Source organism: Dyadobacter sp. 3J3, from assembly GCF_009801115.1.
Taxonomy (GTDB): Bacteria; Bacteroidota; Bacteroidia; order Cytophagales; family Spirosomataceae; genus Dyadobacter.
This window is the reverse complement of sequence record NZ_VTOL01000010.1, coordinates 76,891-92,576: the sequence shown is the minus strand read 5'-3', so window position 1 is coordinate 92,576 and position 15,686 is coordinate 76,891. Positions and strand designations below refer to the sequence as shown.

At 38.0% G+C, this 15,686-nt stretch carries 14 protein-coding genes; 2 read left to right on the top strand and 12 right to left on the bottom strand.

Annotated features, from left to right (window positions below; genetic code table 11):
- Nucleotide 1: 1 nt before the first annotated feature.
- From FZF08_RS21430 to FZF08_RS21410, 5 genes are all read right to left on the bottom strand, one after another.
- A complete protein-coding gene (locus tag FZF08_RS21430; RefSeq protein WP_159473079.1) occupies nt 2-499 on the bottom strand; it encodes a sterol desaturase family protein in 498 nt (165 codons plus the stop codon).
- Nucleotides 500-506: 7 nt separating this feature from the next.
- A complete protein-coding gene (idi, locus tag FZF08_RS21425) occupies nt 507-1,022 on the bottom strand; it encodes an isopentenyl-diphosphate Delta-isomerase (protein ID WP_159473077.1) in 516 nt (171 codons plus the stop codon).
- Between the two features lie 83 nt (nt 1,023-1,105).
- The gene (locus FZF08_RS21420) at nt 1,106-1,942 is read right to left on the bottom strand and encodes a phytoene/squalene synthase family protein (RefSeq protein WP_159473075.1); all 837 of its coding nucleotides are present in this window, start codon (nt 1,940-1,942) and stop codon (nt 1,106-1,108) included.
- 3 nt (nt 1,943-1,945) lie between these two features.
- A complete protein-coding gene (locus tag FZF08_RS21415; protein ID WP_159473073.1) occupies nt 1,946-3,445 on the bottom strand; it encodes an NAD(P)/FAD-dependent oxidoreductase in 1,500 nt (499 codons plus the stop codon).
- Nucleotides 3,438-4,334: a MerR family transcriptional regulator gene (locus FZF08_RS21410; RefSeq protein ID WP_159473070.1), complete on the bottom strand. Its 897-nt coding sequence runs from the start codon at nt 4,332-4,334 to the stop codon at nt 3,438-3,440. The genes FZF08_RS21415 and FZF08_RS21410 overlap by 8 nt, the downstream gene beginning before the upstream one ends.
- A gap of 252 nt (nt 4,335-4,586) precedes the next feature.
- Here FZF08_RS21410 and FZF08_RS21405 point away from each other — a divergent pair, with 252 nt between their 5' ends.
- Nucleotides 4,587-5,390, top strand: coding sequence for a helix-turn-helix domain-containing protein (locus FZF08_RS21405; RefSeq protein WP_159473067.1), 804 nt, complete (start codon nt 4,587-4,589; stop codon nt 5,388-5,390).
- Between the two features lie 59 nt (nt 5,391-5,449).
- Here the strand turns inward: FZF08_RS21405 and FZF08_RS21400 are convergent, their stop codons facing one another.
- Nucleotides 5,450-6,868, bottom strand: a complete 1,419-nt coding sequence (locus FZF08_RS21400; protein ID WP_159473064.1) for an SDR family oxidoreductase — start codon at nt 6,866-6,868, stop codon at nt 5,450-5,452.
- 206 nt (nt 6,869-7,074) lie between these two features.
- Between FZF08_RS21400 and FZF08_RS21395 the strand changes: the two genes are divergently transcribed.
- The gene (locus FZF08_RS21395) at nt 7,075-7,371 is read left to right on the top strand and encodes a hypothetical protein (protein ID WP_159473061.1); all 297 of its coding nucleotides are present in this window, start codon (nt 7,075-7,077) and stop codon (nt 7,369-7,371) included.
- Nucleotides 7,372-7,430: 59 nt separating this feature from the next.
- On the opposite strand, the gene FZF08_RS21390 is transcribed toward FZF08_RS21395, so the two are convergent.
- The 6 genes from FZF08_RS21390 to FZF08_RS21365 all read right to left on the bottom strand — a co-directional run bounded on the left by FZF08_RS21390 (nt 7,431) and on the right by FZF08_RS21365 (nt 15,686).
- Nucleotides 7,431-7,853: a hypothetical protein gene (locus tag FZF08_RS21390; RefSeq protein WP_229216636.1), complete on the bottom strand. Its 423-nt coding sequence runs from the start codon at nt 7,851-7,853 to the stop codon at nt 7,431-7,433.
- A 425-nt stretch (nt 7,854-8,278) separates the two neighbouring features.
- Nucleotides 8,279-9,904, bottom strand: coding sequence for an NADP-dependent glyceraldehyde-3-phosphate dehydrogenase (locus FZF08_RS21385; protein ID WP_159473058.1), 1,626 nt, complete (start codon nt 9,902-9,904; stop codon nt 8,279-8,281).
- 380 nt (nt 9,905-10,284) lie between these two features.
- A complete protein-coding gene (locus FZF08_RS21380) occupies nt 10,285-10,869 on the bottom strand; it encodes a chemotaxis protein CheB (RefSeq protein WP_159473055.1) in 585 nt (194 codons plus the stop codon).
- Nucleotides 10,851-11,660 (bottom strand): protein-glutamate O-methyltransferase CheR, encoded by an 810-nt coding sequence (locus FZF08_RS21375; RefSeq protein WP_159473050.1) that lies wholly within the window; start codon nt 11,658-11,660, stop codon nt 10,851-10,853. The genes FZF08_RS21380 and FZF08_RS21375 overlap by 19 nt, the downstream gene beginning before the upstream one ends.
- Before the next feature lie 8 nt (nt 11,661-11,668).
- On the bottom strand, nt 11,669-12,034 hold the full coding sequence (locus FZF08_RS21370) for a response regulator (RefSeq protein ID WP_159473047.1): 366 nt from the start codon (nt 12,032-12,034) through the stop codon (nt 11,669-11,671).
- Between the two features lie 46 nt (nt 12,035-12,080).
- On the bottom strand, nt 12,081-15,686 hold the full coding sequence (locus tag FZF08_RS21365; protein ID WP_159473042.1) for a response regulator: 3,606 nt from the start codon (nt 15,684-15,686) through the stop codon (nt 12,081-12,083).

Genomic DNA, 15,686 nt, shown 5'->3' with positions numbered 1-15,686 from the left:
CTTATACAGGCCGTTGTAGCTTATTTTGCTTGGCCATTGACTGCTTCGCTTCCTTAAAGTACTTGAATGAAACCCATAACATACCAAAACATTCTCCTTCTTCTTTTCCCAGATGTTTATGATGGACTTTATGCGCCTTCCGGATTGCTTTTAAATAAAAGGAATCCGTATTTCTGAAAATTTTGAAACGCTGGTGAATGAAGATGTCATGTACCAGAAAGTACGCCATTCCATATAAACTAATTCCAGTCCCGATCCAGAACAACATACTGAAATTCTGTTGAAGCCCGAAAAATAAAAGTAGTATTCCCGGTGTTGCGAAAATTAGAAAAAAGTAGTCGTTTTTTTCAAAAAAATCCTTATCATCTCTTTGGTGATGGTCATGATGAAGAAACCAGAAAAGACCGTGCATCAGATATTTATGCGCCAGCCAGGCCACACATTCCATTACCACAAAAGTTACAGCTACTGTCAGGATATTTATAATAACAGGATTCATATAATAATTAAATTCTTATTCTTTCTAAAACTTCATTGAGGCAGATCTTAAACCATTCGGTATAATGCGCAGGATTTTTTTGCATATCCGTGCGTAGGTCTTCTTCCGAAATGTACTTATAATTTAAAACCTCATCAGGATTTATTTCCGGAATTTTATCTGTAATTCCCCAGAAAACGTGGTCGAGTTCATGCTCAGTCAGTCCGTTATCAAGACCAGCCTCATACCGGAATGAATACAGAAAATTTAAAGATGCATCAATGCCCATTTCTTCATTCAGGCGCCTTATGGCCGCATTTGATGTACTTTCATCCGGGAAAGGATGGCTGCAACATGTATTGGACCACAATCCTTCTGAGTGGTATTTTCCATAAGCGCGTTGCTGCAGAAGCAATTCCCCGTTTGTATTGAAAATAAAAATTGAAAATGCCCGGTGCAAAACACCTTTCTGATGCGCCTCCAGCTTTGGCATTAAACCAATTTCAACATCATTTTCATTGACGAGGACAACGTGGTCATTCATTAGTTAATAGATTTAGGATTTGGAAGAAGCAGTATAATGTTGAGATGTCTGTTTATACTACTACTTTCTGTAACAAATTATTGTCATAAAAGATCAAATTGATGCCTAAATAATGACTGAACCATTAATCCGATTTTGTTATAGTCAGGAATTCTGACCCTGGCTGTCATCACTTTTTCCGGTGGCAATTCTTTAATTCTCAAAAACAACTTTTTGTAATAAAAATAAGCAAGATAAACACCTCGTCTGGCACCGGCAGGTAATTGTTTTATACCAATTAAGGCTTCCTCAAAATCTGCATCGATTTCATTCTGAATGTTCATTTTATCGTTGAAAGAAAAATGCTGAAAATTTACTTCCGGGAAATAATTTCTCCCTAGCAATTGGTAATCAGCCATTAAATCTCTCAGGAAATTGACCTTTTGAAAAGCTGCTCCAAGTTTCATCGCATAAGGTTTCAATTCGTCATAAACAACCAGATCTCCTTTGGTAAACACACGAAGACACATAAGTCCTACTACCTCGGCTGATCCCATAACATACTGATTGTAAGAGTCTTCTGTGTGTTCTTTTTGGTAAAGATCCATCTCCATACTTTTGAGAAAAGTGTCTATAAGCGCCCACTCAATTTTGTATGTATGCACAACATTTTGAAAACTGTTCAGGATAGGATTAATGCTGATTTTCATTGCGATAGCTTCCATGGTCTCACTTCTGATTTTTTGCATCAGAAATTCCTTGTCGTATTCATGAAAGCTGTCAACGATTTCATCTGCCAGCCTCACAAATCCATAAATTCCGTAAATAGGCTCATGATATTTTTTATCAAGAAACTGAATTCCAAGGGAAAAAGATGTACTATATAATCGGGTGGTGGTCTTACTGCACTCAGCAGATAGGGTATCAAAAATCACTTTCATATATTATTTGTTAAGGAATTTCAAAAGTTCTTTTGCAGCAATTTGTCCCGAAATAATGGAAGGTGGAACACCGGGCCCCGGTACCGTCAACTGTCCGGCATAGTAAAGGTTTTTTACTTTCTTACTTTTCATTTTTGGTTTGAAAATTGCTGTTTGCATTAAAGTGTTGGCAAGCCCGTAGGCGTTTCCTTTATAAGCGTTGTAGTCATTAATGAAATTCGAAACGCAATAACTTCTCTTATAGACGACATGGCTGTGGATATCTTCGCCAGCAAACTTTTCAAGCCGTTTCATCAGCACGTTATAATATTCTTCTCTGATTTCTTCGGAATCATTAAGTCCTATTGCAATTGGCATTAAAATAAAAATATTCTCGCTTCCTGCCGGGGCTACGGATGGGTCTGTTTTGGAGGGACAACAGACGTAAAAAAGAGGGTTCGCCGGCCATTTTTTTTCTTTATAAATTTCAACCGCATGCTGTTCAAAATCTTCATCAAAAAATAAATTATGATGTCTCAGCTTGCTTATTTTTTTATCTACACCAAGATAAAAAAGCAGACAAGATGGAGCGAATGTTCTTTTGGACCAATAAGAATCATCATAAGACCGAAGATATTCCGGAAGTAGATCGTTTTCGATATGGTGGTAATCGGCACTGCCAATAATGGCATCTACCTTATGGCTGTTACCGTTAGCGTGCAAATGACTTATCGCGTTTGCATTCATTTCTAATGATTCAACAATATGAGAAGTTTTGAAATTAACTCCCTCATTTTCAGCAATAATTTTAAAGGCATCAGCAACTTTTCCAAAACCTCCCATCGGATAAAACGTACCTTGCTTTAAACCCGCAAAATTCATCAAACTATACAGGGCTGGCGTATCTTTCGGCATTGCACCCAGAAAAAGAACAGGAAATTCTATAATTGCAAGCAATCTGGGATCCTTGAAATATTTTCTTACATGATCGCTAAAAGATGAAAATAACTGGATTTGCAATGCATCTTTAAACAATTTCAAACTAAAAAATTCAGATATGGAGTGACCTGGCTTAAATACCATTTCACCCATTCCAACCCGGTATTTGAATTCACCTTCTTCAATGAATTTTCTCAGTTTCGGACCACTTCCGGTTTCAATACTTTCAAATAATTCACTGATTTCGTCGAAATCAGCCGGAATATCCATGACCTCACTATTCCCGAAAACGACTGCAAATCCCGGATCCAGTTTATTTAATTCGTAGAAATCGGATGTAGTTTTACCAAATAAATTGAAATAATTTTCGAAAACGTCAGGCATCCAGTACCAGCTTGGCCCCATGTCAAAAACAAATCCATTACTTTCAAAGGATCTTGCGCGCCCACCAATATTCGCATTTTTTTCAAACACTGTGACGCTTGTTCCGTTCCCTGCCAGCAAGGCAGCGGCTGCCATCCCGGCAAATCCTGAACCGATCACAGCAACATCCTTGTTTATTATTTTACCAGTAGGGTTAAGCATTAGGTTTTGTTAAAATTTCAATAAGACTGTCAATTGTATTAATCTGCACGATGTTGTTATCCGCTGCAATTTTCTGGATGTTGTTATCGCCTCCCGAAATACAGATCACGGTGGATTTGAAATCACCTGATAATTTTATGATCAATTCTGAAAGTTCGTTTTCATATTGATTTCTTACAAAAAAGGAATAAATGTGTGTTGGTTTGCATTGTTCCACCACGTCGGCTAAGTCATTATATGGAACTCGCTGCCCAAGATAAATCACTTTTTTTCCATGTTGGCGAATCAGATAATTTGCGAAAAGAAGCCCGATTTCGTGATCTTCAGACTCGTTCAGGAATAGAATCCAGCTTTGGTCTGCATCTTTTGGCAAAGGAAGCGAATCGATAGCGCTGAAAATTTTTTGCTTAATAAGATTAGACAAAAAGTGTTCCTGAGCTGGCAAAAGGTCATCCTTAATCCACATTAATCCTGTCCTTACAAGTAGGGGGTAAATGATCTTGGTATAAGTTTTAGCCAAACCAAAATGGGTTATGGCGTTTGAGAAAATATCTTCAAAAAGTATTTCATCGTAAGTAGACTGAGAAATAATCACCTGATTAATAATAACTTCTATGTCTTTTTCACTATGAAATGATTCCGCAATAATCTTATCCATCTCAATATCCATTTCTGGCTTACTAAGTTTACTGATATGCGAAATTTTCATACCCCTGCTCATCAAGGTACAAACATTCAGTAGCTTTTTTAACTGATTGTCGTCATAAAACCGAATATTGGTTTCTGTTCTCTCTGGTTCAAGTAAACCGTAACGCTGCTCCCAGATACGAATGGTATGCGCCTTTTGGTTGCTGATCCGTTCAAGATCCTTGATAGAGTATAAAGCCATTTTGTTTAATGTTTTTCAAAAATAGTTAAACAAAATGATTTTTGTAATGTTTTGTGGAAATTCTTTAAATAAAAGTTAATCGTGTTCAAATACGGGCTATTGTTGCCGTAAATTTTGTAGCCGGACATTAACTTATTGGTTTGAAATAAAATACAGAAAAAAAAATATCAGGTTTTGTATGTTTTATTCAAAAAGTCATTACATTTGATATTGAAAATATCTACTGATTGATTTCAAAAGTATCATACCGTTATGGAGACGCAACAAATATTTTGGTCAGGAAACATTAAGCATTTACGGCTGCGAGGAAAAATGAGCCAGGAGGTGCTAGCCGAAAAGCTTGGGATTTCGCGTGTGAAGCTTAATGCGCATGAAAGTGGAAGAACCGTCAACCCAACGGTAGAAGATCTTGTGAATACCTCAGGGTTATTCAAGATGAGTATAGATTGTCTTTTGAAGATGGATCTGTCAAAACTCAGCGAGCAAAAACTGAAAGACCTGGAGGAAGGAAGCCAGGCTTATATGTCCGGAAGTAAGATCCGGGTGCTGGCTATTACCGTGGATAAAGATGAGAAAGAAAATGTAGAATATGTTCCGGTAAAAGCAAAAGCCGGATATCGTTCAGGATATAGCGATCCTGAATTCCTGGCTGGATTGCCTCGCTTTAATCTTCCGAATTTGCCGAAAAACGGTACTTTCAGAATGTTTCCTACCATCGGAGATTCTATGCTTCCGGTACCGGAAGGCAGCGATATCATCACGCGGTATGTTCAGGATTGGCGGATGCTAAAAAATGAAACGCCATGTATTGTCATTTTGAAAGGAGAGCAGGATTTTGTTTTCAAGCAAGTTACAATTAATGAAGACGGGACGATGCTTTTGCAATCTTTCAACAAACAATATTTTGCTTATACAGTTCCGGTATCCGAAGTTCTGGAATTATGGGAGTATTATAGTTTCCATAGTAAACAACTTCCTGAACCACAGACGGATATGCAGCAGTTGCTTAAAATGTTACAGGAAGTTCAGTTTGAAATTAAAGAACTGAAAAAATAATTTGAGATTGGGTGTTTGTAATGAGGAATAAAGGCTTTGGGTTTTGTTACCCGAAGCTTTTATTTTGTGATCGCCGTGATCATTCCTTTGAATATAAAAAAGTGAAAAGGCATAGAAGAATACCAGTAAAGTCTTCCGTAAAGGCCTTTCGGACGGAATGTTGCTGTTTGTGTTAATTCATTTCCGTTGATGCAGAATTCCAGCCATGCTTCCCCGGGAAGTTTCATTTCTGCAAATAATAATAATCGCCCCTGTTTTTTGTCGGCCAGTAAAACGCGCCAGAAATCAAGCGTGTCTCCGGAATGAACATCAATAGCCGACGTTCTTCCCCGGCGCATGCCAACACCTCCTGCCAGTTTATCAAAATACCCGCGAAGTTGCCAAAGCCAGGTTGCATAGTACCAGCCCGTTTGTCCGCCTATTTGCCATATTCTTGATTCAACAGTTTTAATATCCCGGATTGGGAATTTCTTAATATCCTTGAAGCAGCCATCAACCGGAACCTGTACATATTGCGTGAGTCGTGTATTGATCCTTCCACTAATCAGGGAATCTTTCCAGCTTGAAATAATTGCATTTTGTTCAATTTTTGTAAAAGCCGCAGCAATAGCCTCGTGATAACTCATGGGTTTGATATGAAGTAATTCTGATAGCCTATTGTCCCTGCAGATCACTTCAACGGTCATACTGTCTACCAGTTTTTTTGCTAATGAAAACGTAGTGGAAGTCACAAAATACAGCCAGTATGAAGATAATTTCGGTGTAAGTACTGGTAACGTTATAATGAAACGTTTCAAATTTCTGATTTCTGCAAATTCCAGCAGCATCTGTTTGTAAGTTAGAATATCAGGTCCGCCAATGTCAAAACTTTCTCCAAAAGTTTCACCATTAAAGAGCACTTTTTCAAGCATGGTGATCACATCCCGGATTCCAATGGGCTGCGACTTTGTCTGAAGCCATTTTGGTGTAATCATTACGGGCAGTTTTTCAATCAGATCTCTTATAATCTCGAATGAGGCACTGCCAGATCCGATGATGATTCCTGCCCTTAACGTTGTAAAATGATATTTTCCGGCTGCAAGAATATCTTCTACATTTTTCCTGGAAGCCAGGTGTTTTGACAAATTATGATCGTTAATAATCCCGCTCAGATAAACGATGTGTTTTACCTGGGTTTGATCCATACGATTCCGGAAATTTTCGGCAGACTCATCTTCTAGTTTGGCAAAATCCTTAGAATTGGATGACATGGAATGAATTAAGTAATAGGCTCCGTCCAAATCTTCCGGGATTTCAGTAAGTGTATCCGGATTAAGAAAATCGGCTTCAATAACGGTGACCTGATTTCCTGAATTTTCTGGTATCGTAAATCTGCCTTTATCACGTACACAGCAAATTACCTGGTGGCCGTTTTCTATCAAAACGGGCAACAATCTTTTGCCTATATAACCTGTGGCACCAGTAAGCAGGATTTTCATTGAATAAAATTTAGTAAGGATAGATTAATTTTTATTGGAATTAATAATTTGTGTGACGTTTGACAAGCATTACCGTCTCAATTCTGTTGCCGTTTTTAACTATGGCCTTACGTTTAATAACTTTTTAATAAAAAATCGAAACAATTTTCAAGTATAGAACGTTAATAGGGTAACTTTATATTGTTATAAAAAAAGAAAGAATAGTCATGACACATGAAAAACTTTTCACTCTGAAAAATCGCCGGGAGGTTAAAGTAATCTTCGGGGCGACTTATCTTCCTACCACGCAAAAATTAAAAACTGATTACGAAATTCTGATAAGGGAACCGGGAGAAAAATCGTTTCGGGCTCCCATTGGTATTAGTCATCCAAAATATTGGAAATTACAGACAGTTACAAAAGAACAGGGGAGGGAGCTTATTTTATTATACAGCGGCATAAGCCGTAAGCAAGTACAATTGGCAGAAAATGAATTTAATCAGCTTATGTTGATACCTGCCTGAAAAAGGAAATTTTAAGGTAGCCAACTTCTTTCATATTGAAAGAAGTTGGCGTTTTTTTGTTAGTAGATGCGTTTCACAACAACTTTACTATTGGTCAACTGAGCTGCATAAGCCCGTGCATTTTCATTTGGCAGGGAGATAAACGTTTGTTTTTTCTTTTTCCCATCTGTGGTAACCCAGTTGGCAGAGTAAATTTCAAAAGGAGGTGCGCCGGCATAAATCGGACGGTTATCTGAATGGACAAAATTGTCTTCTTCTTCGTAAGCCAATTCAAGGTCACTTCCTTCCAAAACTTCACAGATAATTCTCAATTTCCCAAACTCATCATCTGCCAGACCTTTAATACGCGCTTTACCGAAAAAGGGCTCTTCCCCGAATTCCCAGCGATCGTAGTATTCTATCACATTTCCTATTTGAGAATCAATATAATCTGCACTTAACTTCGTATCCTGGTCCATGGTAGTAACGGCTTTGTTAAACATTTCATTTTTAATAATCTTATCACTGATTTCAGTGATTTAGACTTACTGGTAATCCTGACATTCCATTTAAGCCAAAAGTCTGACTTTCAATTTTGTGAATATTTGCAAATATAGGAATGCCCTTATATCTATAACACAAACTATCATTATAATTAGTGTTTTTAGTGGTAAAATGTAAAAAAAAATTAGATATTGGTTCTATTTGATAAGATATTAAAGAATTGGAAGAAAAAAAGCATTTTGTAAAATATTTTATTTCAACACTTTACAAATATCCTGATGGCACCAACTGGCAAAATTGACAGTCGTTTTGATTAAATCTAAATTATCTAAATTTGATAAAAACCTCCGGAAATCCTTTTTCAAATGAATGTAAAAGTAAGATTCCGGAGGCTAGATCAATAAAACTGAATAACTACTGAATTTTAAAAAATAAACTTCGTACTTAAAAAATTAGAACTGTTTTCTCTTACTATTTCATTGATCAGCTGGTTATTACTGTCATTCATTTTAAATGCAACAAGCGAACGTATTGAAAAAGAACGAATTGCATCAGGAATAGACAATGTACCTTCTGCGCTGTCTTTGCGTCCCGTAAACGGAAAAGCATCAGGGCCTCGCTGTGATTGTGTATTAATGTTGACACGGCTCACCAGATTTACAAGCGGATCAATAAGCCAGGAAACTTCCTTAGCATTGTTGCTGAATATGCTAACCTGCTGACCGTGAGTAGAAGCAATCAGGAAATCGATCGTTTCTTCCAGATCATCAAAAGGAACAACAGGAATTATTGGCCCGAATTGTTCTTCATGATATAATTTCATCTGATCATTTACAGGATAAACAACTGCCGGATAAAAGAATGAAGCAACGGAAGTACCGCCGTTTTCATTCATGATACGGGCTCCAAATTTTTCCGCGTCCGCGATACATTCGTTTAGATAATCAATTTTATTAGGTTCGGGTAACGGTGTAAGCGAAACGCCTTTCTCCCAAGGCATACCAAATTTCAACTGCCCGACGGCAACATTAAACTGTTTGATAAATTCATCAGCAATACTTCGGTGTACCAATACAATTTTTAAAGCAGTACAGCGCTGCCCGTTAAAAGAAAGTGAGCCGGTAATTATCTCCTTCACAGCCAAAGGAATATCGGCATGAGCCGTAACAATGGCAGCGTTTTTGGCATCCAGACCCAAAACGGCACGAAGGCGGTTTACTTTTGGATGCTGTTTTTTTAATTCATTCGCAACTTTACTAGATCCAATAAGGGTTAATACGTTGATTTTTCCGGATTGCATCAAACCAGGAACAATTGCATTTCCACGGCCATAAATTACGTTTACGACACCTTTTGGAAAACAATCCCGGAAAGCTTCCTGCAAAGGATAGTGCAACAAAGTGCCGAATTTTGGAGGTTTGAACAAAATTGTATTGCCCATAATCAATGCCGGAATCAGCGTTGTAAAGGTTTCGTTCAAAGGATAATTAAACGGCCCCATACACAAAACAACACCCAAAGGCGACCTGCGAATCTGCGCGGCAATGCCATCAACAATTTCAAAACCGGACGAATCTCTGTCCAGATGTTTCAGAGAATCAATGGTAGCGTAAATATATTCAACGGTACGGTCAAATTCTTTTGTAGAATCCGCAAAGGATTTTCCGATTTCCCACATAATGAGCTTCACGATAATGTCTTTTTGCTCAATCATTTTGCCTGTGAATTTCTCCACGTGGTTGATACGCTCTTCAACGCTCATGATCGGCCATTCACCGCGGCCATTGTCGTAAGCCTCAACTGCCGCTTCCAAAGAAGCCTGAGCTTCGTTTTCGGTACAAATCGGATAACTTCCTATCAGTTTTCTTTCCAGACCATTTTCCGTTTTGATACAAATAGGTGAATATACTTCATGAACCTGTCCGTTCCACTGTTTCATTTCTCCATTACTAAGATATTCCCGCTGGTGAATTTCCGAAGGCAGGGAAAATTCGGCAGGAACATCCTTTGCCTCGACAAAGATGTTTTCTAATGTGGTTTTGAAATCCATTTTTAATTGTTAAAAAGGTACACGATGAATGAATGCCTGAATTGTTATGGTGACAATATTTAAATCAAAAATAATATTTCGATCAATTTAAGACCATAATTTATGGGAATATACTATGGATACAAAACTATTTTTTGTGATGCTAATTTGCCATGTCTGGTTCATTGGTATTTGGGTATAAATCCATTCGGATGCTGATTTTTTTTACAAAAAACAATCCGGAAAAATTTAAAACAGATCCGTATTTTAAATGAAAAAATCAACAGCACACTACGCTCTAAGAAAAACTGATTAGAGTTTTCTTATTATTTGATGTAAGCTCAAAAATAGGTCTATTCGGAAATTGCGATGGAAAGAAAATAAAGGTGCACCCGGTGACTTTATTGATTCAGCATATTAATAAAGTCACTAATTTCTTTTGAATCCAGTATCAAATCTATTTCAAGATTATTAATGGCGTTTTGGGGCATATATGGCATTTGTGCAGTTTCGGGCTTTTGCGCGATTATAAACCCGCCGGCCTCTTTTACTGTTTTTAACCCGGCCGTTCCATCATCATTTGAGCCTGATAAAAGAATGGCAACAAGTGAAGGGCCAAAGGTATCCGCAGCTGATTCAAAAGTAACATCCAGACTAGGCCGACTAAAATTTATTTTCTCCGAAACATCCAGTGAAAAGGAATAATTTTTTTCGATCAACGAATGGTAGTCCGCAGGAGCGAGATAGATGTGACCGGGAAGAATGGGATCTTTATCGTCAATTTCTTTTGTAGGCAATGATGTTTTGGTCGAAAGCAGATCAGATAAGGACGAGTCTCCGGAGTATTTACGGTGCAAAACCAAAATTATCGCAACATTCAACCTAGGATTTAAGGCAGGAAAAACTTCAAACAAAACGGACAAACTGCCGGCTGAACCACCAATGACAACGGCTTTGAACCTATTTTTTACATCGTTTTCTTCCATATTTTTTCCTTATCCAATTGCTTATACCGTGCCTGGATTGTTGAAAATTTCAAAGTTTCTTTTGATCCCAACGCGAGATATCCAAGTACTCCCAAACTTTCATCAAATAATTTCAAAGCTCTTTCCTGTAAATCCTTATCAAAATAGATGAGGACATTTCGACAAAGAATCAGGTCAAATTCATTAAAAGAACTATCAGAAACAAGGTTGTGTGTTGAAATAATAATTTTTTCAGATAAATCTTCATTCAATTTCGCCTGTCCGTAATTGGCGGTATAATAGGTGGAAAAATCCTTTGTTCCCCCCGAAGCTATATAACTTTCGGAATATTGCTTCATTTGGTTTAGAGGAAAAATTCCTTTTCTGACTTTTTCTAAAACGCTGGGATTGAGGTCTGTTGCATATAGTAATGATTTTTTAAGCAAGTTAGCTTCTTGCAATAATATAGCCATGGAGAAAACTTCTTCACCCGTTGAACAGCCTGCATGCCAGATCCGGATAAACGGTTTTGTGCCTAAAACCGGAAGAATTTCCGTTCGTAATACTTTGTAAAAAGACGGATCCCGAAACATTTCTGTCACATTCACTGTAATTTCTTCAATAAACCGCTTCAAATAATCTTCTTCTGTACGCACCCGATAACGCAGCTCCGCGAAGCTTGGAAACTTATCGAGCGCAAATAATCTTATGATACGTCTTTTCAATGATGCCCTGGAATAATTGGCAAAATCATAACCGTAAATTTCAAATACGTCATTCAAAAGAAGATCTATTTCCTCGTCCTCGATCATGATAAATTTTAAATGCTACCTAACAATTGCAATAAATGGTCAACATTAATAGGTTTGGAAATATAGTCATCAGCACCCGCCCGGAGACATTTTTCTTTATCACCGACCATCGCCTGAGCGGTAACAGCAAAAACAGGTGTGTTCCTTCTGGATTCAATATTTTTGATGAGCGGAATGGCTTCATATCCATCCATATCCGGCATCATCATGTCAATCAGAATGGCATCGATAATTTCCTCTGTTTTCAATAATTCCAGCGCTTCCCGCGCGCCGGTACGGGAAATACTTTCATATGACTTTGAGCGCAGGGTCGCGGAAAGTGCAAAAATATTTCTGGCATCATCGTCAATGATCAGCACCCTTTTTTTGTGCATAAATTTAAATACAATAAGTCAAATACTATTTTACCAATAATGTTAATCAGGATTTCTCATAAAGCCAAACACGCAAGAGCGACATAAGTTGATCGATATCAACAGGTTTCGTAATGTAATCGGATGCACCGGCATTTATGCATTTTTCCCGGTCACCCGTCATGGCTTTGGCAGTTACAGCTATTACCGGCAAATTTTTCCATTGATAATTTTCACGGATCCTTCGCGCCGTTTCGTAGCCGTCCATTTGCGGCATCATCATATCAAGCAAAACTACATCTATTAATGGATTTTCACGAAGTTTTTGTAGTGCTTCCTGGCCGTCAAGAGCCGTTATGACATTCATTTTATAGTTTTCAAGGGATTTGGTAAGTGAGAAAATGTTCCGGACATCGTCATCGGCTATTAAAACCGTTTTGCCATTCAGGATTTGCTCTAACGCTCCCAGTTTTTTAAAGTCCCCGTCGCGTACGAGAGGTTTTTTATTTTCTTCAACGACATGAAGAAATAGCGAGACTTCATCCAGCATACGTTGATATGAATGCGCAGTTTTCACAATAATAGAATCCGCATAATGTTTTATACGCAGTTCATCCGTCATGGAAAGACTTTTTCCGGTAAAAATTATGATGGGAAGGTGCTCGAAACCGGGATTCTTTTTGGCTTCTTCCAGTATTTCATAAGCCTGTTTATCAGGAATTCCCATATCCAGAATTACGCAGTCAACTTCTTTGTCTTTCAAAGCTTCAATTCCTTCTGAAATATTACTTCTAAGTTCTGAATTAATATTAAAAGTTTCCAGAAAATAGGCTAATGCTTTGGCGTGCTTTGGATTATCTTCAATGATCAATACTTTTTTTGATTTCCTGCTCAGTACGTATTCTATCTTTTTAAAGATCTCCTGCATCTTTTCAAGCGCCATCGGTTTATCAATAAAATCAACCGCGCCTTTCAATAGGCTTTCGTTTTTCATTTTATGAGAAGACATCATATGCACAGGAATATGTCTGGTTTTAAGGTTCGATTTCAGCCTGTCCATCACATCCCAGCCGCTCATTACGGGAAGCTGAATATCCAGTAAAATGCCTTGTGGTTTGAAATTTTCTGCAAGTTCCAGTCCTTCATCGCCACGCACAGCTACGATCCCTTTATAACCTTTTTTTCTGGTATAATCGAGAAGCGATTTTGCAAAATTAGTATCATCTTCAATGATCAGTATGGACTTATCTTTTTCTGTAATGACTGCTCTGTCGTCCGGAATGCTTTCAGGAATTATGGTACTGATAAAACGATTGTCAATGATTTCTTCCTTTTTGATAAAAGAGTCAGCTTTTACCATGCCAAATAAATTCTTATTTTCCTGAATTTCCGGATTGTGGCTTTGAGAAACAGGAATTTGCAGAATAAATTCACTGCCTTTACCCGATTCGCTAATTAACGAAATCTCTCCTTTCAACAATTTTATTAATTCCCGACTGATGGATAAACCAAGTCCTGTACCGCCATATTTCCTTTTTGTTGAGCCGTCTGCCTGTTGAAATGCTTCGAATATAAGTTGCTGTTTTTCAGCAGGAATTCCAATGCCGGTATCTTTCACCGAAAAGGAAAGCATTTTCACGTCGGTTGGATCCGATTTTACAATAAGTTCAACCGTACCAATTGATGTAAATTTAAGCGCGTTAGAAATCAGGTTCTTCAATATTTGTTCCAGGCGCATTCTGTCCGTTTCAATGGTTGAAGGCACGTCGTCTGCTACCGAAACCTTAAATTCCAGATTTTTTTCTTTTGCGACCTGATTAAAAAGTGCTTTGATGTCGTCCGTAATGTCCCGTACCGAAATCCTGGCATAATCTAAATCCATTTTTCCTGCTTCAATTTTGGAAAGATCCAGAATTTCATCAATCAGTCCCAATAATCCATTTCCCGACGACTGTATGACCGTGGCATATTCAATCTGATCGCTACTCAAATTTTTCTCGTCATTTTCAGCAAGTAACCGGCTAAGTAATAATATGGAATTAAGTGGTGTGCGAAGTTCATGCGACATATTGGCCAGAAACTCAGATTTATAGCGGGTTGTCAGTTCTAATTCTTCCGCTTTTTTCTCAATTTCCAGATTTTTTTCTTCCAGTAAACCGCTGCGTTCTTCCAGTTCACCATTGGTTTGTTGTAACTCCTCCTGTTGTACCCGAAGTTCTTCTTCGGATGCCTGGAGTTTTTGGGATTGTGCTTCAAGCTCAGCATTAAGGTTTTCAAGCTCATTATGCTGCGTTTGCAATTCTTCGGATTGTGCCTGCGTTTCTTCAAGGAATTCCTGCAATTTTACATAATCCAGCGCAGCATTTACACCGATGGAAAGCATTTCAAGGTTGTCATTCAAAAACTGCATTTCCAAAAATCCAGGTTCTCTTAACAGCCCGATTTCAATTATCCCAATGCACTCATTGGCGTAAACCAACGGTAAAATAACCAGACAAGTTGGTGGCGTATTTCCAAGCGACGAATTTACAGTGATGTAATTTTCTGGTAAATCGCGGATGATAAGTGATTTTTTATTTCTGATTGCCTGATCAGTAAGACCTTCTCCGGCTTTTATAGTTTCTGGTGCAAGGCTTGCAGCAACATTACCGAAGAGTTTATAATTCCAATCCTTATCCAGAATGTAAATAGTACCCAGCGGTGCGTTGATATAACCGGTAATTGTATTGATCAGATTTTCTGCGAGATTCTTTAAAATCCTTTCTCCACGAATCGCATCACTTAATTTAACTGTACCAGTTTGCAACCAGTTTTTGTTCGACAAATCATTAAAGGTTTGTTCCAGCGAGCCGGTCATCGTATTCAATGCCGTAGAAATCCGTCCCAACTCGTCGTCCATAGTATCAGAACTTCGTACTGAATAATCACCTTCTGATACCAGTTTGGTCATACCTTCAATAAAAGTAATTCGTTGTGCAGTTTCAATGTATTTTGCCTCAGCCTCTTTTTGTTTGAGAAGGCGGTCATCCAGATCTTTTTTAATACGGAAATAAGCAAAACCAGTAATTAAGATTGATATCAACGCTGCAAATACGAGCAAAATGGGCGTGTAATTAATGTATGCCTGCTGGGCTTCCGTCAGCTCTTTGAGCATTTTGTTCTCTTGTGTTTTTATCCTTTCAGCCACCAGTCGCAACTGATCCATCACTAATTTGCCTTTCACCATTTCTTTTTGTCGGGCGTCAGTATCAAATACAGTTTGTGCGTTTCTTTTGGTCCTGTCAATGATTTTCTGCATTTGTATGAATTTGGCTTCATACAAAGTTTTTGCTTCTTCCAGATTTTTTTGCTGTGCAGGATTATTGCTTGTCAGTAGAAGTAGCGTATTGTAGCTCGCTGATGTTTTTTCGTAAGAACCATTATAAGGCTGCAAAAACTGAGGATCCAGTGTTACAAGGAAGCCACGCTGAGCCGTTTCCGCATCTTTCATGTAAGAAATGATGTTTTCTGCCTCTATCAAAACCTGATTGGTATGATTAACAAGCTGCGAATTCAGGATTAATTTTTGCGTACTGTAAAAAGAGGCAAAAAGACTCAGAACCAGAAGAACAACAGAAATGGAAAATACAATTTGCAGTTGCCGGATTATTGAATTAGAGGAAGTCGCAGGCAT